The following is a 19969-nucleotide window of genomic DNA, read 5'->3' as shown; positions in this document are numbered from 1 at the left end:
GCGCCAGTGGCTGGAAGCCGTCAGTGGCGAAAGCCTGCAGGCCAGCGGACTGCAGGAGGACGTGCAGGGTGCTCATCCATTGGCTCAACAGGTTGTGATGTTGCGCCATTCCCGGCGATTCGGTGAAGGCAGCGGTATTGGCCAACTGGCTCGTTGGGTCAACCAGCAGCAACCCGAAGAAGCACGCAAGTTGTTGTCTGCGCGAAGCCATGACGACGTGTATTCCTTGTCCCTCAAGGGGGAGCAGGACCGGGCTCTGGAACGCTTGCTGCTCGAAGGCCACGGTGAAGGGCCGCAGGGTTATCGGCACTACTTGAGCCTGCTGCGCAATCAGCGCCCGGCGCTCGATAGTCCGCTGGAAGATTCACGCTGGACCGACTGGGCCCGGGAGGTGTTGCAAGCCTTCGACGCGTTCCAGTTGTTATGTGCCGTGCGCAAGGGGCCGTGGGGTGTGGAGGGCTTGAACCAGCGAGTGACGGACGCCTTGCTAAGGGCACGCCTGATCGACAGTGACCAGCAGTGGTACGAAGGTCGCCCCGTGCTGATGACCCGCAACGATTACGGCCTGGGTTTGATGAACGGCGATATCGGCATCGCCCTCAAGCTTCCGGAGCGTGAGGGCCCCGAGGCCGGCAAGCAGGTTCTGCGTGTCGCCTTCCCGCGCAATGACGGCCAGGGTGGCGTGCGCTTTGTCCTGCCGAGCCGGCTCAATGATGTCGAAACCGTGTACGCCATGACCGTGCATAAATCCCAGGGCTCGGAATTTGCCCACACCGCGTTGATCCTCCCCGACGCCTTGAACCCTGTGCTGACCAAGGAACTGATCTACACCGGGATCACCCGGGCCAAGAACTGGTTCACCTTGATCGAGTCGCGTGCAGGCGTGTTTGAAGAGGCGGTGAAACGCAGGGTCAAGCGCTTGAGCGGGCTGATGCTGGAGCTGAAGGACGGCAGCGAGCCGACAGACTGAAAGGTCAGTGAGCGATTGTAGGAAATTGTCCGAAGTGGCGTAGTACGTGGCCTCGCTGGCATTTCCTCGCTGTGCTATCGTTGCGGCATCATTTCGCTTCGGTCAAAGAGTATCCCGGCATGAAGGTGGCTGTCAGGACGACAGAGCGCGTCGTTGGCTGTAAGAAAGCGCTGCTTGCCATCCTTCTTTGTCTGCTGGCCAGCGTCGTTTTCGCTCAATCGCAAGCCCCGGTGGGCATGGCGGACCAACGCGCCAAAGCGGTAACCCAGGTGGTCCTCGGCATCCTCAGCTATGCCCGCTGGCCCGTTGAGCCAAAGCTGCTGCGCCTGTGCCTGGTTGGCCCTACCGAATACACCGACGACCTGGTCAAAGGCACGACCCAGGCGACCGGTCGACCTGTCACGGTGCAACGCTTGCTGGCCGACAATCCTTCGATTGTCAGTGACTGCGATGCGGTTTACATCGGCAAGCTGACCGGCGAACAACGCAGCCGATTGTTTGCCGCGTTGATCGGGCATCCGGTGTTGAGCATTAGCGAGAGTGACGAGCAGTGCACTGTTGGCAGCTTGTTTTGCTTGCGGGTCAGCGACGAGCAGGTGTCGTTCGAGGTCAATCTCGACTCCGTCGCTCGTAGCGGTGTACGCATCCATCCGAGTGTGCTGCAACTCTCCCGCCGCAAGCCGGCGGCGTCATGAATCTACTGACTCCGGGCAGTCGCCCGACTTTGCATTCGGTCATCGGTCGTGGCAACTTGCTCGTCGCGCTGGTGGGCGTCGCCATGGCCAGTGTTTCGCTGACGTTGCTCGGCGTGCTGGCTTTGCGTGTGTACGCGGATCACAACCTGCACCTGATCGCACGCTCGATCACCTACACCGTGGAAGCCGCGGTGGTGTTCAACGACAAACCCGCTGCCACCGAGGCGCTGGCGTTGATTGCGTCCACCGAAGAAGTGGCCGACGCCCAGGTGTTCGACCGGCAGGGGCAGTTGCTGGCCCGTTGGCAACGACCGGAAACCGGATGGGGCTCCGATCTCGAACTGCGCATCGCCAAAGCGTTTCTCGAAGAACCGATGAGCATGCCGATCCTGCATCAAGGGCGGGAAATCGGCAGCATCAGGCTCACCGGTCATGGCGCCAGCCTGATGCGCTTTTTGCTCAGCGGCCTGATGGGTATCGTCTTGTGCACGGCCGTGAGTGCCTGGGTTGCGCTCTTTTTGGCACGCCGACAACTTCGCGGGATCATCAAGCCCCTGCGCAACCTGGCCACCGTCGCCCACGCCGCGCGCAGTGAACGGGCCTTCGACAAGCGCGTGCCGCCCGCCGACATTGCCGAGCTCGACGATTTCGGCAACGACTTCAATGCCCTGCTCGATGAACTCGAAGCCTGGCAATCGCACCTGCAAAGCGAAAACGAATCCCTGGCTCACCAGGCCAGTCACGACAGCCTCACCGGATTGCCCAACCGGGCGTTTTTCGAAGGTCGCCTGATGCGTGCGCTGCGCAACGCCAACAAGCTCGGCGAGCGAGTGGCGGTGTTGTTTCTCGACAGCGATCGCTTCAAGGAGATCAACGACAGTTTCGGCCATGCGGCGGGGGATGCGGTGTTGGTGGCCGTGGCCAACCGGGTACGCGCTCAACTGCGGGAAGGAGACCTGGTGGCGCGGTTGGGTGGCGATGAGTTTGCCGTGCTGCTGACACCGCTGCACAAGACCGAAGACGCCGAACGGATTGCCGACAAGATTCTGGCCAGCATGGACATGCCTATTCCATTGCCGGGCAGCACCCAGGTATTGACCTCACTCAGTATCGGCGTCGCGGTGTACCCGGATCATGGCGCAACGCCGGGTGCCCTGCTCAATGCCGCCGATGGGGCGATGTACCAGGCCAAGCGCCTGTCCCGAGGCGCACAGTACACGGCAGGGTCGGATCACCCTGCCGCCGATGTTCAAAACAGGAGCTGATTTCCGTGTTCATTTTCAACCCGCGTTCCCTGCGTTTTTTCACCATGACTTTGCTCGTGGCCTTGCTGAGCCTGGCCGGTTGCCAGACCACCCCGCCAAAAGGCCTGACCCCGGCGCAAATCGCCGTGCTGAAACAGCAAGGGTTCGAACTGACCGACGATGGCTGGGCCTTCGGTTTGTCCGGCAAGGTGTTGTTCGGCAGCGACGATGACAGCCTGAACAAGCAGAGCACCGAGATCGTCGAGCGCATCGGCAAGGCGCTGCTCGGTGTGGGTATCGAGGGAGTGCGGGTCGATGGTCACACCGACGCATCGGGCAAAGAGGCTTACAACGAGCAACTGTCCGTGCGCCGGGCGAAAAGCGTGGCCAGGGTTCTCAACACGGTCGGCATGAAGCCGGAAAATATCCAGTTACGCGGCCTGGGCAGCAGCGTACCGGTGGCCACCAACAGCACCTCCAGTGGCCGCACCGAGAATCGCCGGGTCGCAATCGTCGTCAGCTCCGACTAATCGGCAAACAACATCTCCCGGCTTTCGCCCATCAGCAGGCCCTGATTCTGCTCGGTGACCTGGCGGATGTAATCCCACAACAGGGTGATCCGCTTGAGCTTCCTCAGGTCTTCGCGGCAGTACATCCAGAACTGTCGAGTGATGTTGATTTCCTGCGGCAACACCGGCAGCAGGCGAGGGTCCTGAGTGGCGAGGAAGCACGGCAGGATTGCCAGTGAACGCCCCTGCTGCGCCGCCACGAACTGCGCGATCACGCTGGTGCTGCGCAGATTGGCACTGGCGCCCGGCAGCACGTTGGCCAGGTACAGCAGCTCCGAGCTGAACGCCAGGTCGTCGACATAACTGATAAACGAATGTTTCGCCAAGTCTGCCGGGCGGCGGATCGGCGGGTGGTTGTCCAGATAATCCTGGGTCGCGTACAGCTGTAACCGGTAGTCGCACAGCTTGCAGCAGACGTACGGGCCATGCTCCGGACGCTCCAGGGCGATGACGATGTCGGCCTCGCGCTTGGACAGGCTGATGAAGTGCGGCAGCGGCAGGATATCCACCGAAATGGCCGGATAGGTGTCGACGAAGTGGCTCAGCTGCGGCGTGATGAAAAAGCTGCCGAAACCTTCGGTGCAGCCCATGCGCACATGGCCGGACAGCGCCACGCCGGACCCGGAAACCTGCTCGCACGCCATGTGCAAGGTGCTTTCGATCGATTCGGCATACCCCATCAACCGCTGGCCTTCGGCGGTCAGGACAAAGCCGTTGGTCCGGGATTTCTCGAACAGCAAGGTGCCCAACGCCGTTTCCAGGGAGCTGATGCGCCGCGACACCGTGGTGTAGTCCACCGCCAGGCGCTTGGCCGCAGTGCTGGCTTTGCGTGTGCGGGCGACTTCAAGGAAAAACTTGAGGTCATCCCAGTTCAACGAACCGAGGGAGGTAATGTTTTTTTGCATGTTGGACCGGTTTTTATGTGCGTTCTTATTAGAAGTTTGCACATCTATACTCCAAAAACAGCCCGTTAACCATTTCGCGGCACACGCCTCATCTCAAGGCGACTTTTTCGCCTTGGCTCCCAGATAAAAATAAACATCCGGAGACCCACATGAACGTATCGCTCACGCCTAACGAAACCACCGTGCAGAAGGTCAAACTGTTGATCGACGGCCAGTGGGTCGAGTCCAAGTCCACCGAATGGCACGACATCGTCAACCCGGCGACCCAGCAAGTGCTGGCCAAAGTGCCGTTTGCCACCGCAGAAGAAGTCGACGCCGCCATCAGCGCCGCTCATCGTGCTTTCCAGACCTGGAAGCTGACGCCAATCGGCGCGCGGATGCGCATCATGCTCAAGCTCCAGGCGCTGATTCGCGAGCACTCCAAGCGCATCGCCGCGGTCCTGAGCGCCGAGCAGGGCAAGACCATTGCCGACGCCGAAGGCGATATTTTCCGTGGCCTGGAAGTGGTCGAGCACGCCTGTTCCATCGGCAGCCTGCAAATGGGCGAATTCGCTGAAAACGTCGCCGGTGGCGTCGACACCTACACCCTGCGCCAGCCGATCGGCGTGTGCGCGGGCATCACCCCGTTCAACTTCCCGGCAATGATCCCGCTGTGGATGTTCCCGATGGCTATCGCCTGCGGCAACACCTTCGTGCTCAAACCGTCGGAACAGGACCCGATGTCGACCATGCTCCTGGTGGAGCTGGCGATCGAGGCGGGTATTCCGGCTGGCGTGCTCAACGTCGTGCATGGCGGCAAGGACGTGGTGGACGCGCTCTGCACCCACAAGGACATCAAGGCAGTTTCCTTCGTCGGTTCGACCGCTGTCGGTACCCACGTCTATGACCTGGCGGGCAAACACGGCAAGCGTGTGCAATCGATGATGGGCGCCAAGAACCACGCCGTGGTGCTGCCGGACGCCAATCGCGAACAAGCATTGAATGCGTTGGTGGGTGCCGGCTTCGGTGCTGCCGGTCAACGTTGCATGGCTACTTCTGTGGTGGTGCTGGTGGGCGCGGCCAAGCAATGGCTGCCGGATCTCAAGGCGCTGGCGCAAAAACTCAAGGTCAATGCCGGCAGCGAGCCGGGCACCGATGTGGGTCCGGTGATCTCGAAAAAAGCCAAGGCACGGATTCTCGATCTGATCGAAAGCGGCATCAAGGAAGGCGCCAAACTGGAGCTGGACGGTCGCGAGATCTCGGTTCCCGGTTACGAGAAGGGTAACTTCGTCGGCCCGACTCTGTTCTCCGGCGTGACCACCGACATGCAGATCTACACCCAAGAAATCTTCGGCCCGGTGCTGGTGGTGCTGGAAGTCGCCACTCTCGATGAGGCCATCGCCCTGGTCAACGCCAACCCGTTCGGCAACGGCACAGGCCTGTTCACCCAGAGCGGTGCGGCGGCGCGTAAGTTCCAGAACGAGATCGATGTCGGCCAGGTCGGTATCAACATCCCGATCCCGGTGCCGGTGCCGTTCTTCAGCTTCACCGGTTCCCGTGGTTCCAAACTCGGCGACCTCGGCCCGTATGGCAAGCAAGTGGTGCAGTTCTACACTCAGACCAAGACCGTCACCAGCCGCTGGTTCGATGACGACAGCGTCAACGACGGTGTGAACACCACGATCAACCTGCGTTAAGGAGCCGGACATGAAAATTGCTTTTATCGGTCTGGGCAACATGGGCGCGCCGATGGCGCGCAACCTGATCAAGGCCGGCCATGCACTGCGCCTGGTGGACCTGAACAAAGCCGTGTTGGCGGAGCTGGAGCAACTAGGCGGCAGTATCAGCGCATCGGCCCGCGAAGCGGCAGAGGGCGCCGAACTGGTCATCACCATGCTGCCTGCCGCGGTGCATGTGCGCAGTGTGTGGCTGGGTGAAGACGGCGTGCTCGCCGGTATCGGTAAAGGTGTACCGGCCGTGGATTGCAGCACCATCGATCCGCAGACCGCGCGGGACGTAGCCGCTGCCGCCGCCAAACAGGACGTGGCCATGGCCGATGCACCGGTCTCTGGCGGTACCGGTGGTGCAGCCGCCGGGACGCTGACCTTCATGGTCGGCGCCACCCCTGAACTGTTCGCCACCCTGCAACCGGTACTGGCACAAATGGGCCGCAACATCGTCCATTGTGGTGAGGTCGGCACCGGGCAAATCGCTAAAATCTGCAACAACCTGCTGCTGGGGATTTCCATGGTCGGCGTCAGCGAAGCCATGGCGCTGGGCGATGCCCTGGGCATCGACACCAAGGTGTTGGCGGGCATCATCAACAGCTCTACCGGGCGTTGCTGGAGTTCGGAGATGTACAACCCGTGGCCGGGCATCGTCGAAACGGCGCCGGCGTCGCGCGGTTATACCGGCGGTTTCGGGGCTGAACTGATGCTCAAGGATCTGGGGCTGGCCACTGAAGCGGCGCGTCAGGCGCATCAGCCCGTGGTGCTCGGCGCGGTGGCCCAGCAGCTGTATCAGGCGATGAGTTTGCGTGGGGAAGGCGGCAACGACTTCTCGGCGATCATCAACAGCTATCGCAAACCGCAATAGAAGGGCGGTGGAAAACCTGTGGGAGCGAGCTTGCTCGCGATAGCGGACGGTCAGTCACTTCATTGTTGAAGCTACTGCCGTCATCGCGAGCAAGCTCGCTCCCACAGGGGTTGCATGTACTCAAAGATATTTACCGGGAGATCACGTCGGGTGATCCCCCGGTTTTTTATATCAGGCAAACACGAAATATTTGCGCACGGTTTCCACCACTTCCCACGTCCCTTTCATCCCGGGCTCGATGACGAAAATATCGCCGGCGCGCAGGTGGATCGGCGCCATGCCTTCCGGCGTGATGATGCAGTAGCCTTCCTGGAAGTGGCAGTATTCCCACTTCACGTATTCCACGTACTACTTGCCCGGCGTGCAGATCCAGGTGCCCATGATCTTGCTGCCGTCTTCACTGGTGTAGGCGTTGAGGTTGACGGTGTGCGGGTCGCCTTCGAGTTTTTCCCATTTGCAGGCGTCGAGTACGGGCAGCGGGTGGGTGTCGCGAAGAACGGTAATCGGTGCGGTCATGATGACTCCGGGCATGAGGGAGAGCTGAAGTCGCACCTATAGGGCCTGGCCGGGCATCAGTTGTCTGTGCTCGACATTGATGTATCCAGAAACGCAGCGGCCATTGCTTGGCCGCGTTACCCAAGGCGGTTGAAATTTACCCTCGATAATTGATCGATTTCCGGCGGTTTCTGCGAAAGACCCGAGCATTACCGAAAGTTTTCGCAAGAACATGCACTGGTATCACTCGTATCATTCACTTCGGAAAAGGCCGAGAGCTTTGCTATGAAAAAAACAATGTCGTGGTGGGACATCAGCCCGCCCCTGAGTACCGCAACCCCGACCTGGCCGGGTGATACGCCGTTTCAGGAAGAACGCGTCTGGAGCTTGGGGCCCGAGTGCCCTGTGAATGTCGGGCGCATCACGCTGTCGCCGCACACCGGCGCCCATGTCGACGCGCCACTGCACTACAGCGCGGATGGCAAGGCCATTGGCGAAGTGTCGCTGGACGTCTATATCGGGCCTTGCCGGGTGTTGCATTGCCTGGACAGCAGCCAACTGGTGCAGCCGGAGCAACTGCGGGGGCGCCTGGACCATCTCCCTGAGCGCGTCCTGCTGCGTACTTATCGAAACGCACCGCTGACCACCTGGGACCCGAATTTCACCGCCGTCGCCAAAGAAACCGTCGATCTGCTGGCCAGCCTCGGCGTGCGGCTGATCGGCATCGATACGCCGTCGCTGGACCCGCAGCAATCCAAGACCATGGATTCGCACAACGCGGTGGCGCATCACGGCATGGCCATTCTCGAAGGCATCGTGCTCGATGAAGTCCCCGAAGGCGATTATGAACTGATCGCGCTGCCGTTACGTTTTGCCAATCTCGATGCCAGCCCGGTCCGGGCCATATTGCGTCCACTGAATTCACCGCCACATGAGGAGCCTGCTCAATGAGCCAATGTCCGTATTCGCCTGCCAATCAGACAGAGGAATGGCATAACGCCGAGCTGAATTTTTCCGACTCCATGAGCTACGGCGACTACCTGGACCTGGGGCGTATCCTCAGTGCCCAGCACCCGTTGTCGCCGGACCACAACGAGATGCTGTTCATCATCCAGCACCAGACCTCCGAGCTGTGGATGAAGCTGATGCTGCACGAGCTCAAGGCCGCCCGCGAACACGTTCGGCTGGGTGAGTTGCCGCCGGCCTTCAAGATGCTGGCGCGGGTCTCGCGGATCTTTGATCAGCTGGTGCATGCGTGGACGGTGCTGGCCACCATGACGCCCACCGAGTACCACTCGATCAGGCCTTTCCTGGGGCAATCGTCGGGCTTCCAGTCGTTTCAGTACCGTGAAATCGAGTTCATCCTGGGCAACAAGAGCGCGACGCTATTGCGCCCCCACGCCCATCGGCCGGAGCTGTTGCAGGAGCTCGAAAAAGCCATCGCCACCCCTTCGCTGTATGACGAAGCCATTCGCTTGATGGCCAGCGCCGGCCTGGCGATCGACCCGCAGCGTTTCGAGCATGATCCGACCGCCCCGACGCAGCATGACGCCTCGGTCGAAGCGGCCTGGCGTGTGGTCTACAAGGATCCGTCGCGTTATTGGGATCTCTATCAACTGGCCGAGAAATTCATCGATCTCGAAGACTCGTTCCGCCAGTGGCGCTTCCGCCATGTCACCACGGTCGAGCGGATCATCGGCTTCCAACCCGGCACTGGCGGCACTGAAGGGGTGGGTTATCTGCGCAAGATGCTCGATACCGTACTGTTCCCGGAGTTGTGGCGGGTGCGTTCGACCCTTTGACCTGACAGGCATTAAAAAGCCCCGGCATTCAATGAATGCCGGGGCTTTTTGTTGCACGCAGGATTATTGAGCGACTGGCAAGGCGCGATCCCGCGCCATACGTATCCGGTAGAACAGGTAGATGATCGCCACCCACACCGGGATGGCGATGACCGAGGCGCGTATGCCCGGAATCATCCACATCACGCAGATGATCATGGCCATGAACGCCAGGCACAGGTAGTTGCTGTAGGGAAACCAGAACGACTTGAAGCCTGGCACGATGCCTTGCTGGCCCATGATCTTGCGAAACTTCAGGTGGGTCAGGCTGATCAGCGTCCAGTTGATCATCAACGAGGCGACTACCAGGGCGAACAGCAATTCCAGCGCTTCATGGGGCGCCAGGTAGTTGACCAGCACGGACAGCATGGTGATCAGCGCCGAGATGCCCAGCGCCCGCAGTGGCACGCCCTGTTTGTTCAGTTTCATCAGCGACTTCGGTGCGTCGCCCTGTTCGGCAAGGCCGTAGAGCATGCGGCTGTTGCAGTAGACGCCGCTGTTGTAGACCGAGAGCGCCGCGGTGAGCACCACGAAGTTGAGGATGTGCGCGGCGGTGTCGCTGCCGATCAGCGAGAAGATCTGTACGAACGGGCTGCCGCTGTAGGCATCGCCGGACGCGCCGAGGGTCTGCAGCAGTTGATCCCAGGGGTACAGCGACAGCAGCACGGTGAGTGCGCCGACGTAGAAGATCAACACGCGATAAACCACCTGGTTGATCGCCTTGGGAATCACCTTCCTCGGCTCGCTGGCTTCAGCGGCGGTGATGCCGACCAGTTCCAGGCCGCCGAAGGAGAACATGATGAACGCCATCGACATCAGCAAGCCGGTGGTGCCATTGGGGAAGAAACCGCCGTGGCTCCACAGGTTGCTGACCGACGCCTGTGGGCCGCCGGTGCCGCTGAACAGCATGTAGCAGCCCAGGACGATCATGCCGATGATTGCCACGACCTTGATGATCGCGAACCAGAACTCCATTTCGCCGAAGACTTTGACGTTCATCGTGTTGATCAGGTTGACCAGGACGAAGAACACCGCGGCGCTGACCCAGGTCGGGATCTCCGGCCACCAGAACTGCACGTACTTGCCGACGGCCGTCAGCTCGGCCATGCCCACCAGCACGTACAGCACCCAGTAATTCCAGCCGGACAGGAAGCCGGCATAACCGCTCCAGTACTTGTGGGCGAAGTGACTGAACGAACCGGCCACCGGCTCCTCGACAATCATCTCGCCCAACTGGCGCATGATCAGGAAGGCGATGAACCCGGCAATCGCATAACCGAGGATCATCGACGGGCCGGCCGACTTGAGCACGCCTGCAGAGCCGAGGAACAGCCCGGTGCCAATAGCCCCGCCCAGGGCGATCAGTTGAATATGGCGATTTTTCAACCCCCGCTTGAGCGTTCCCTGTTGCAAGATTTCATCCGCCATCTCGTTCCCTTCTGGTTATTGTTGTCAGGCCTGATTTGAAAGATCAGATATTACTCTCGGTGAACTTTTCGTAGTACAGGTGAATGCTGTCCAGTGCCTGGGTCTGCAACCAGTCCTTGATCGACTCGACCATCGGCGGTGGACCGCAGACGTACATGTCGACCGGCGCGTCGCGCAGTTCACTGATGTCGAAATGCTCGGCAATGTAGCCGCGCTTGCCCGTCCACTGTGGCGATGGATCGCTGACGACTTCGGTGTAGCGAAACCCCGGAAGGCGTTCGGCATAGGCCTCGATCCGTGTGCGTTCGCACAGATCGGCAGCGTCGCGCACGCCGTAGTACAGGTGCACCGGCTGCGCGCAACCGCGTTCGGCCAGGTCGTCGAGCATGCCCAGCAGTGCCGACAGCCCGGTTCCGCCCGCCACCAGAATCAGCGGTTTGGCCACATGCCGCAGATAGAACGCACCCAGGGGGGCCTCCAGCATGATTTCGTCGCCCACCCGGCAGCGTTCACGGATGTAGTTGCTCATCACCCCGTCGGGTAACAGGCGAATCAGAAATTGCAGTTGATTGTGTTCACTCGGCCGATTGGCAAACGAGTAGGAACGCTTGCTTTCGGTCCCCGGAATCGACAACCGGGCGTATTGCCCCGGTAGAAAATCCAGTGGGGTCGTCGTACCGAGATCCAGGTGCAGGATCGCGGTGCCGGCTGAAATCTGCCTGACGTCAGTCACCGTTGCGCTCAGTTGTTCAGGACCCGAGGCGTTGCACAGGCTGGAGGCGAAGTCGAAATAGAACGCCGCGTCGGACTTCACTCGGGTCTGGCAGGTGAGCATCTTGCGCTGCTGCAGGTCCAGGCTCGAGAGCGCTTCCTCGTCCACGTAATCCTGGCTGTAGTCGCCCGATTCACAGCGACCCTGACAGGTTCCGCAGACGCCTTCGCGGCAATCCAGGGGAATGTTGATGCCGTTGCGCAGGGCGGCGTCGAGCAGGATTTCATTGGGCTGTACCGGAAAGAACAGGGTTTTGCCGTCGGCAAAGCTGAACGCTACTTTGTGATTCATGCCTCGGTCTCCATGGGTTCAGAGGTGGTAGAAGTCGAGTACCGAGTTGATGGTGTCGTTGAGCAGCAGCACATGCTTGCGGCTGATCAGCCAGCTGTCGGCATGAGGCTTGAGATGATAGGTCGCACGGCCAAAGAACTGCTCGGCCGTGGCCAGTCGATAGAACAAGGTGTGCCAGTTCAGGCGCACCTCCAGTTCGCCGCTCTCCAGTTCGCCGATCTGCACGTTGTTGATCAAATGCAAGGTGCGCGGCATCGGCGTCGAAGACGCGGACTTGCCCGTGCGCAGACGGAACACGCGGTCTTCCAGGCCGGAACGGTTGGGGTAGTAGATCAGCGACATTTCGCGTTTTGGGTCGCGGGTGTAGACGTGTTCCGAGTCCCATTGCGGCAGGTGGAACTCACTCTGTTCGTCGAACAACTGGATATAGGCGTCCCAATCCTGGGCGTCACACAGTTCGGATTTGCGATAGAAAAACTGTTCGATCTGGTACTTCAATTGCGCATTCATCATTGCACCTCACGGAGTTTCAGGGATTTCGCGTCCAGGCCATCGAGCAGGAATTTCTGCCAGTTGCTGTGCTGGTTGACGTACAGCCCTTCGTGGGTGAATTCAGTGCCGGTCATGGCCGGGGCAATGCCGATCGCTTCGCTGTTGGGCGTGGCGCCGGTGGCCCATTGGTGACTGCCTCGGGAAATGTCGCTCCAGCGCTCCAGGCGCGCCTGGAAACCGCGTTGGGCTTCACGGAACTCCACCAGGTCATCCGGTGTACCCAGGCCCGAGACGTTGAAGAAATCCTCGAACTGGCGAATGCGGTTTTCGCGGTCGGCGTCCGACTCGTTTTTCACCCCCAGGCACTGGCTGATGATCTCGGTCTTGTTCCAGGCCACCGGGCGGATGATGCGCAGCTGCGAGCTGATCTGATCGAGGAAAAACAGGCTTGGATAGATGTTCAGGTTGCGCAGGCGATGCATCATCCATTCGGCTTTTTGCTGGCCGTGTTCTTCGACCAGGCGCGGCATGATCGTCGCGTAGCCGGAGCGCACCGTCGGGTTCGGCATGTCGCTGAATAACACGCTATGACCATTGTTGAAGGCGAACCAGCCGTCATCGGTATTGGCGTCGCCGGCACCGAGTTTGCTGTAGTCGAGGGTACTGCCGCTGCTGGTGCCGTTCTCGCTGTTGACCTGCTGGCGGTGTTGCACCGTGGCCACGTAGTTATAGTGAACAGTGCTGACGTGGTAGCCGTCGAGGCCGTTTTCGTTCTGCAGTTTCCAGTTGCCGTCGTAGGTGTAGGCCGACTTGCCGGGCAGCACTTCCAGCTCACCGGTTGGTGACTGGGCAACCATCATGTCGAAGAACACCTTGGCGTCGCCGAGGAAGTCTTCGAGGCTGTTGTCGGCGTGTACGTCGAGGCTGATGAACACGAAGCCCTTGTAGCTCTCGATACGGGCCTTTTTCAGGCCCCGGGTGGCCTTGTCGAAACCTTCCGGGTACTCGCCGGGCGCCTTGACCTTCACCAGGCGGCCGTCGCTTTTGTAGCACCAGGCGTGGAACGGGCAAGTGAAGGTCGACTGGTTGCCCTTGCCGACGCGGGTCAGGGTTGTGCCGCGATGCTGGCAGGCGTTGATCAGGGCGTTGAGTTTTCCTTCACCGTCGCGGGTGATGATCATCGGCTGACGGCCGGCGCGCATGGTGACGAAGTCGTGATTGTTGGCCAGCTCGCTTTCGTGGCAGGCGTAGATCCAGTTCTTCTCGAAGATCAGTTCCATCTCCAGATCGAACAACTGCGGCTCGGTGAAAATGTCCCGGGCGATGCGGAACACGCCCTCTACCGGACGGAAATCCAGGCAGCCTTCGATAAACGCTTTCCACTGCTCGACGTTTTTTTCGCCACTCATGGGTGTGTACCTGTTTTTATTGGGGCTAATCGTGGGCTCATTAGAGAGGGCAGGGCGGGTAGGGGTCTATCCGGTTAGTCGGCGAAGGCAGTCCATAAAATTGGTGCGGTAACACCCACCCGGTATCAGGCTGGGCAGCGACGACTCAAACGGCGCACCAGGCGATGAACGGCTGCCCCTGTTTGCAGCAATCAGGTACTGTTTTGTCCAGCGTCGAATGCGGTTTGATAGCGATTGTCTGCCTCTGGCCGGCGGCGTTATCCGCTTAGTTGAGGATTGCTATCCGCTAAGTTGGCGCTGGTGTTTTGTGGCTTGGAACTTGCCTTTCCAATACGGAGACGCGCCGTCAGAGCGCGCCGAAAAAATAGCCCGTGAGTGCGCCGTGATGAACAGCAAAACTGATCCGCAGTGTCGCGACATTCGTGTCGACAGCGATGACCTTGAGGCCGCGAGGCGCTGGATGTCCGGTATCTGCGGGCCGCATCGACTCGTCACCACGACGCCCGAACGGATCCGTTTCCATCACAGCGCCAACATGTTCAAGTCGATGGCCACGACCCTTGGCACCATCGAGTACGGCACCGATGTCACCATCGATATCGAAGACGCCGAGCACTTCAGCAGTTACAGCCTGAGTCTGCCGCTGGTGGGCGAGCAGGAGTTGAGCAAGAACGGCAGCGTGGTGAAGTCCGACCGCGATCAAGGGGTGATCATTTCCCCGAATGAAAACCAGCTGTTGGCGATCTCCGGCGATTGCCGCAAGGTCCAGGTGGTGATTACCCGAGTCGCCATGAGCGAGTCTCTGGAGGGGCTTCTACAGCGGCCTCTGGATACGCCGCTGCGGTTCGAGCCGGTGATGGACGCGGTCGACGGCGCGTCGGCCTCATGGTGGCGCATGGCGCGCTATTTCATCGCCGAGCTGGAGCGCAGCAGCGAACTCTATGAGCAGGTGGCCTTCACTCGGGACATTGAAAGTTCGCTGATCAAAGGCTTGATCCTCGCTCAGCCGAACAACTATTCAGAAGAACTGCGAAACGTGCTGGGCGTGAAGTTGCCGCACTACCTGATCAGGGCCCGGCAGTACATCCATGCAAACGCCCGCGAAGCCCTGCACCTGGAGGACATCGAAGCCGCCGCCGGAGTCTCGCGCTTCAAGCTGTTCGAGGCGTTCAAGAAGTACTTCGCCTTGTCGCCGATGGCCTACCTGAAAAAATACCGCTTGAACGCCGTGCGTCAGGAGATTCTTGAGCACGGTTCTGCGCGCAATATTTCCGCGATCGCCATGGGCTGGGGCTTCACCCATCTGGGGCGTTTTTCCGCCGAGTACCGCAAGTTGTTCGACGAAACACCGACCATGACTTTGCAGCGCAACGAAGCCCGCCGCATGCGTGGCTTCTGAGGGGCAGGGCGCCCTTACTTGCGCACCACCAGATCCAGCAATTCGTCGCGCTCCTTGATTTTCTGCAGGACGATTTCCGAGCGGATATCGGTGACACCCACCGTGCGGTTAAGGTGATTCACGATGAAGTCTGAGAAGTGTTTCAGGTTGCGCGCCTGTACTCGCAACACATAGTTGCTCGCCCCGGTAATCACATACGCGGTGACCACTTCCGGCCACGACTGGACCTTCTTGATGAAGGTCTCGTGCCAGTCCGCGACGTCCTGTCGCAACGACACATGGACGATGGCTTCCAGTTCGATTCCCAGCCGTTCGGCATTCAGCACCGCGCGATAGCCGGTGATGATTCCCTCGCTTTCCAGCAGGCGTAATCGACGCAGGCAAGCTGACGGCGACAGCGCGACTTTCTCTGCCAATTCCTGGTTGCTGATACGACCATCCTGTTGCAGTTGATGGAGGATTCGCAGGTCTGTCGAGTCGAGATTCATGGTTGAAATAAATCCGTGTTTATTAGCGTTGGAGTCGAATTTTCTGCGAGATAAGTACTATAGCGTCGCTCACTTTGCACGAAAATTCTCCAAGGCTTAGTTCATTATCTCTCCACCAAAAAAGGCGCAAATAGCGCCTGAGAGAGGGCGCTGGGCGCTCTGCTCGCCTCGACTTTCACGATGTGCCCGGACGGCATGTCATTCAAAAAAACAGGACATCCAATGACTACAAGAAACGATTGCCTGGCGCTTGATGCACAGGACAGTCTGGCGCCTCTGCGTCAGCAGTTTGCGCTTCCTGAAGGCGTGATTTATCTCGATGGCAACTCCTTGGGCGCACGCCCTGTCGCGGCATTGGCTCGCGCTCAGGCGGTGATCGCCGAGGAGTGGGGCAATGGCCTGATCCGCAGTTGGAACAGCGCTGGCTGGCGCGATCTGTCCGAGCGTCTGGGCAACCGATTGGCCACATTGATAGGTGCCCGCGACGGCGAAGTGGTGGTGACCGACACCACCTCGATCAACCTGTTCAAGGTGCTCAGCGCCGCGTTGCGTGTGCAGGCCACCCGGTCGCCAGAGCGCCGGGTGATCGTCACCGAAACCAGCAACTTCCCTACCGACCTGTACATCGCCGAAGGCCTGGCCGACATGCTGCAGCAGGGGTACACCTTGCGTCTGGTCGACAGCCCGGAAGAGTTGCCGCAAGCGATTGACCAGGACACGGCAGTGGTGATGCTCACCCACGTCAATTACAAGACCGGCTACATGCACGACATGCAGGCCCTGACCGCGCTGAGCCACGAGTGTGGCGCGCTGGCTATCTGGGATCTGGCGCATTCCGCCGGGGCGGTGCCGGTTGATTTGCATCAGGCGGGCGCCGACTACGCCATCGGTTGCACTTACAAATACCTCAATGGCGGTCCGGGTTCGCAGGCGTTTGTCTGGGTCTCGCCGCAGCTGTGCGATCTGGTGTCGCAGCCCCTGTCGGGCTGGTTTGGCCATTCGCGGCAGTTCGCCATGGAACCTCGCTACGAGCCGAGCAGCGGCATCGCCCGCTACCTGTGCGGCACCCAGCCAATCACTTCATTGGCGATGGTCGAGTGTGGGCTGGATGTTTTCGCCCAGACCGATATGGCCAGCCTGCGCCGAAAATCCCTGGCCCTGACCGACCTGTTCATTGAACTCGTCGAGCAGCGCTGCGCTGCTCATGAACTGACCCTGGTCACGCCACGCGAACACGCCAAGCGTGGCAGCCATGTCAGCTTCGAGCATCCCGAAGGTTATGCCGTGATCCAGGCCCTGATTGACCGCGGTGTGATCGGTGACTACCGCGAGCCGCGGATCATGCGCTTCGGCTTTACCCCGCTGTACACGACGTTCACCGAGGTCTGGGATGCGGTGCAGATCCTCGGCGAAATCCTCGACCGGAAAACCTGGGCGCAGGCGCAATTCCAGGTCCGCCACAGCGTCACCTGAGTTAACCGATGTCCGCGTCCTGCTGCCGGGTTTTCCTGGCGGCAGGGCTTCGGGTGCCGTCAATCAAGAGTTCTGTGCAAACACAATAATAAGGAGCACGCAGAATGAAATTGTCCCTTTGGCCCGCCTTGCCGCTCGCCATCACCAGTTGCCTCGGTCAAATGGCTTACGCCGCAAACGACAATGGATTCGTCGAAGACAGCAGCCTGATCCTGACCAACCGCAACTTCTATTTCTACCGCAACAACCTCAACAACCCGGGTGGCCAGAACTATCGGGACGAATGGGCCCACGGGATCATGCTCGATTACCGTTCCGGGTATACCCGGGGCACGGTGGGTTTCGGCGTCGATGCCTATGCGCAGTTGGGCCTCAAACTCGACAGCGGCAAGGGACGAACCGGCACCGGTTTGCTGCCGGTCGATTCCGACGGTCGCCCCGAGGATGAGTATTCCGAAGCAGGTGGTGCGCTCAAGGCGCGGATCTCCAACACCGAACTCAAGTACGGCAACCTGACCCCGTTCAACCCGGTGTTCGGCACGGGCAATGCGCGGCTGTTTACCAGCGTGGCCACCGGCTTTCAGCTGACCAGTAATGAACTCAAGGCGCTGCAAGTGGACATCGGCCACTTCACAGCCGGCAACGACAGTAACTCCACCAACGCCGATGGCGCCCTGAAAGCGTTGTATGCCGGGGTGGAAACCCGCAGCGTCGACTATCTGGGCGGCAGCTATGCAGTGAGCGATCAACTGAGCGTCAGCCTGTACGGTTCGCAGTTCACCGACATTTGGCGGCAGTACTACGCCAACGCCAACTACACCTATCCGTTGACGCCCGATCAGTCGCTGAACCTTGATTTCAATGCTTATCGCACCAACGACGATGGCCAGAGCCTGGCCGGCAAGATCGACAACACCACCTGGTCGATGTCTGCTGCCTACAAGGTCGGCGCACATCGGGTGACCCTGGCTTACCAGCGCGTCGATGGCGATGAGCCGTTCGATTACCTGGGGTTCGATCAACAACCGGGGACTTCGATTTTCCTCGCCAACTCGATCCAGGTCCTCGACTTCAACGCCCCCAACGAACGTTCCTGGCAACTGCGCTACGACCTGGACATGGCGCCATTCGGCGTGCCGGGCCTGAGCTTCATGTCGCGTTACGTCCGCGGTGACCATATCGACGACAGCCACTACGACGGCGGTCCCAACGGCGCTTACGGGCGTTACGGCGATGACGGCAAACGCTGGGAACGCGACCTCGAAGCGCGCTACGTCGTGCAGTCGGGCAAGGCCAGGGATCTGTCGGTGCGGGTGCGTCAGGCCAGTGTGCGTTCGACCGCTCAAGTGGCGCGCGCCGACACCACGGACAACAACGAAGTCCGCGTCATCATCGAGTATCCACTGAGTATTTTCTGATCCGTGTCCTGCTGTGCGTGGCTGATCCCCACGAGACCATCCAACCACGTGCTCACTTCAAGAAAGACAATATTCAGAGGACAGACAAATGACCGATAACTCCGGTTTTGAAACGATATCCAACCGTGAACACGGCTTGCGGCGTCAACTGACGTCGGGGCAGATGAGCATGATCGCCATTGGCGGTGCGATTGGCACCGGGCTGTTCATGGGCAGCGCCTACGCCATCGGCTATGCCGGGCCGAGCGTGCTGCTCAGCTACGCCATTGGCGCGATCATCACCCTGCTGTTGATGGGCTGCCTGGCGGAAATGACCGTGGCCCATTCGACCTCGGGTTCGTTCGGTGCTTATGCCGAATTCTATGTCAGCCCGCTGGCCGGGTTCCTGGTGCGTTATGCCTACTGGGCGGCGATCGTGCTGGCGGTCGGTACGGAAGTAACGGCGGTGGCGATGTACATGAAGTACTGGTTCGCCAACGTGCCGGAATGGATCTGGATCGTCTCGTTCTCCAGTGTGCTGATCGTGCTCAACGCCATCAGCGTGAAGACCTTCGGCACCTTCGAGTACTGGTTCTCGACCATCAAGATCGGCGCGATTGTCGGCTTCATCATTCTGGCGGTGTATGTGGTGTTCGGCTCCGGCAACCCGGAATACGGCGTGCATAACTACACCTCCCACGGCGGCTTTTTTCCCAATGGCTTGCAAGGGATGTGGGTCGCGGTGATCGTGTCGATCTTCAGCTACCTGAGCGTGGAGATGATCGCGGTGGCCGCCGGTGAGGCGAAGGATCCGGAGCAAGCGGTGAAGAAAGCCTTTCGCGCGACCATCGTGCGCCTGGTGGTGTTCTACCTGCTGACCCTTGCGTTGATGTTGGCGATTGTACCGTGGGTCCAGGCCGGTCAAGCCCAGAGCCCGTTCGTCACGGTCATGCAGTCGATCGGTATTCCCGGCGCGACTGGTGTGATGAATTTCGTGATTCTGATTGCGGCGTTGTCGGCGATGAACAGTCAGTTGTACATCACCACGCGCATGATGTTCAGCCTGTCCCGTGGTGGTTATGCGCCGAAGTCCATGGGCGTGTTGAGCAAGAGCGGGATTCCGCTGAACGCACTGCTGCTGTCGAGCTCGGGTATCGCCCTGGCGACCTTGCTCAACATCCTGTATCCGGAAAGCTCGTTCACCTTGATGATGGCAATCTCCATGTTCGGCGCCATTTTCACCTGGTTCATGATTTTCCTGACGCACTACTGCTTCCGTCGTTATCACCAACGCAACGGTGAACGCAAACTGTCGTTCCGCATGCGACTGTTCCCTTACTCGACCCTGTTGGGGCTGTTGCTGATGGGCGCGGTGATGATCACCACCTACTTCACCGACGCCTTCAAGATGACCCTGGTCTTCGGTGTGCCTTTCCTGGTGGTACTCACGGTGATCTACGGGATCTTTTTCAGAAAACCCAAGACTGCCGAAGCCTTGCGCCCGTTGCCCAAGGTCTAGTCTGGAAG

The 19969-nt window shown here is 60.0% G+C and carries 18 protein-coding genes and 1 pseudogene; 12 read left to right on the top strand and 7 right to left on the bottom strand.

Annotated features, from left to right (window positions below; all coding sequences use genetic code 11):
* The 4 genes from PMI29_RS25085 to PMI29_RS25100 all read left to right on the top strand — a co-directional run.
* Nucleotides 1-970, top strand: a 970-nt coding sequence (locus PMI29_RS25085) for an ATP-binding domain-containing protein (protein ID WP_007994588.1), incomplete at its 5' end; no start/stop codon positions are given.
* 119 nt (nucleotides 971-1089) lie between these two features.
* Nucleotides 1090-1665, top strand: coding sequence for a YfiR family protein (locus PMI29_RS25090; RefSeq protein WP_007994586.1), 576 nt, complete (start codon nucleotides 1090-1092; stop codon nucleotides 1663-1665).
* Nucleotides 1662-2930: a diguanylate cyclase domain-containing protein gene (locus PMI29_RS25095; RefSeq protein ID WP_007994585.1), complete on the top strand. Its 1269-nt coding sequence runs from the start codon at nucleotides 1662-1664 to the stop codon at nucleotides 2928-2930. Before PMI29_RS25090 ends, PMI29_RS25095 begins: the two co-directional genes overlap by 4 nt.
* A gap of 44 nt (nucleotides 2931-2974) precedes the next feature.
* Nucleotides 2975-3439: an OmpA family protein gene (locus PMI29_RS25100; RefSeq protein WP_050548060.1), complete on the top strand. Its 465-nt coding sequence runs from the start codon at nucleotides 2975-2977 to the stop codon at nucleotides 3437-3439.
* Here PMI29_RS25100 and PMI29_RS25105 read toward each other — a convergent pair.
* Complete coding sequence (locus PMI29_RS25105) at nucleotides 3436-4383, bottom strand: LysR family transcriptional regulator (RefSeq protein ID WP_007994583.1); 948 nt, start codon at nucleotides 4381-4383, stop codon at nucleotides 3436-3438. The two genes, PMI29_RS25100 and PMI29_RS25105, sit on opposite strands and share 4 nt — an antisense overlap.
* A 149-nt stretch (nucleotides 4384-4532) precedes the next feature.
* Between PMI29_RS25105 and PMI29_RS25110 the strand changes: the two genes are divergently transcribed.
* On the top strand, nucleotides 4533-6059 hold the full coding sequence (locus tag PMI29_RS25110; protein ID WP_007994581.1) for a CoA-acylating methylmalonate-semialdehyde dehydrogenase: 1527 nt from the start codon (nucleotides 4533-4535) through the stop codon (nucleotides 6057-6059).
* Nucleotides 6060-6069: 10 nt separating this feature from the next.
* Nucleotides 6070-6957: a 3-hydroxyisobutyrate dehydrogenase gene (gene mmsB / locus PMI29_RS25115; protein WP_007994580.1), complete on the top strand. Its 888-nt coding sequence runs from the start codon at nucleotides 6070-6072 to the stop codon at nucleotides 6955-6957.
* Between the two features lie 171 nt (nucleotides 6958-7128).
* Here mmsB and PMI29_RS0129850 read toward each other — a convergent pair.
* Nucleotides 7129-7473: pseudogene (locus PMI29_RS0129850) on the bottom strand (cupin domain-containing protein).
* A gap of 264 nt (nucleotides 7474-7737) precedes the next feature.
* Between PMI29_RS0129850 and kynB the strand changes: the two are divergent.
* Both kynB and kynA read left to right on the top strand, forming a co-directional pair.
* Nucleotides 7738-8403: an arylformamidase gene (gene kynB / locus PMI29_RS25120; protein ID WP_007994574.1), complete on the top strand. Its 666-nt coding sequence runs from the start codon at nucleotides 7738-7740 to the stop codon at nucleotides 8401-8403.
* Nucleotides 8400-9254, top strand: a complete 855-nt coding sequence (gene kynA, locus PMI29_RS25125) for a tryptophan 2,3-dioxygenase (RefSeq protein WP_007988995.1) — start codon at nucleotides 8400-8402, stop codon at nucleotides 9252-9254. Before kynB ends, kynA begins: the two co-directional genes overlap by 4 nt.
* A 63-nt stretch (nucleotides 9255-9317) precedes the next feature.
* Here kynA and PMI29_RS25130 read toward each other — a convergent pair whose 3' ends face one another.
* The 4 genes from PMI29_RS25130 to antA are packed head-to-tail and all read right to left on the bottom strand — an operon-like array spanning nucleotide 9318 to nucleotide 13685.
* Nucleotides 9318-10721, bottom strand: a complete 1404-nt coding sequence (locus tag PMI29_RS25130; RefSeq protein WP_007994572.1) for an amino acid permease — start codon at nucleotides 10719-10721, stop codon at nucleotides 9318-9320.
* 43 nt (nucleotides 10722-10764) lie between these two features.
* Complete coding sequence (gene antC, locus PMI29_RS25135; protein ID WP_007994570.1) at nucleotides 10765-11784, bottom strand: anthranilate 1,2-dioxygenase electron transfer component AntC; 1020 nt, start codon at nucleotides 11782-11784, stop codon at nucleotides 10765-10767.
* 18 nt (nucleotides 11785-11802) lie between these two features.
* A complete protein-coding gene (antB, locus tag PMI29_RS25140) occupies nucleotides 11803-12294 on the bottom strand; it encodes an anthranilate 1,2-dioxygenase small subunit (protein WP_007994568.1) in 492 nt (163 codons plus the stop codon).
* Nucleotides 12294-13685 carry an anthranilate 1,2-dioxygenase large subunit gene (gene antA, locus PMI29_RS25145; protein WP_007989003.1) on the bottom strand — a complete coding sequence of 464 codons (1392 nt, stop codon included), beginning with the start codon at nucleotides 13683-13685 and terminating at the stop codon, nucleotides 12294-12296. Before antA ends, antB begins: the two co-directional genes overlap by 1 nt.
* Nucleotides 13686-14070: 385 nt before the next feature.
* Here antA and PMI29_RS25150 point away from each other — a divergent pair, with 385 nt between their 5' ends.
* Nucleotides 14071-15084: an AraC family transcriptional regulator gene (locus PMI29_RS25150; RefSeq protein ID WP_033052009.1), complete on the top strand. Its 1014-nt coding sequence runs from the start codon at nucleotides 14071-14073 to the stop codon at nucleotides 15082-15084.
* Between the two features lie 14 nt (nucleotides 15085-15098).
* On the opposite strand, the gene PMI29_RS25155 is transcribed toward PMI29_RS25150, so the two are convergent.
* Nucleotides 15099-15572, bottom strand: coding sequence for an Lrp/AsnC family transcriptional regulator (locus PMI29_RS25155; protein WP_007994565.1), 474 nt, complete (start codon nucleotides 15570-15572; stop codon nucleotides 15099-15101).
* Between the two features lie 222 nt (nucleotides 15573-15794).
* On the opposite strand from PMI29_RS25155, the gene kynU reads away from it, so the two are divergent.
* The 3 genes from kynU (at nucleotide 15795) to PMI29_RS25170 (ending at nucleotide 19961) form a co-directional block, all read left to right on the top strand.
* On the top strand, nucleotides 15795-17045 hold the full coding sequence (gene kynU, locus PMI29_RS25160) for a kynureninase (protein ID WP_007994564.1): 1251 nt from the start codon (nucleotides 15795-15797) through the stop codon (nucleotides 17043-17045).
* 104 nt (nucleotides 17046-17149) lie between these two features.
* Nucleotides 17150-18463, top strand: a complete 1314-nt coding sequence (locus tag PMI29_RS25165; RefSeq protein ID WP_007994563.1) for an OprD family porin — start codon at nucleotides 17150-17152, stop codon at nucleotides 18461-18463.
* Between the two features lie 88 nt (nucleotides 18464-18551).
* The gene (locus PMI29_RS25170; protein WP_007994562.1) at nucleotides 18552-19961 is read left to right on the top strand and encodes an amino acid permease; all 1410 of its coding nucleotides are present in this window, start codon (nucleotides 18552-18554) and stop codon (nucleotides 19959-19961) included.
* Nucleotides 19962-19969: the final 8 nt, after the last annotated feature.

Source organism: Pseudomonas sp. GM49, from assembly GCF_000282355.1.
Classification (GTDB): Bacteria; Pseudomonadota; Gammaproteobacteria; order Pseudomonadales; family Pseudomonadaceae; genus Aquipseudomonas.
The sequence above is the reverse complement of the archived record's forward strand: the minus strand, read 5'-3'. Positions and strand labels throughout refer to the sequence as shown.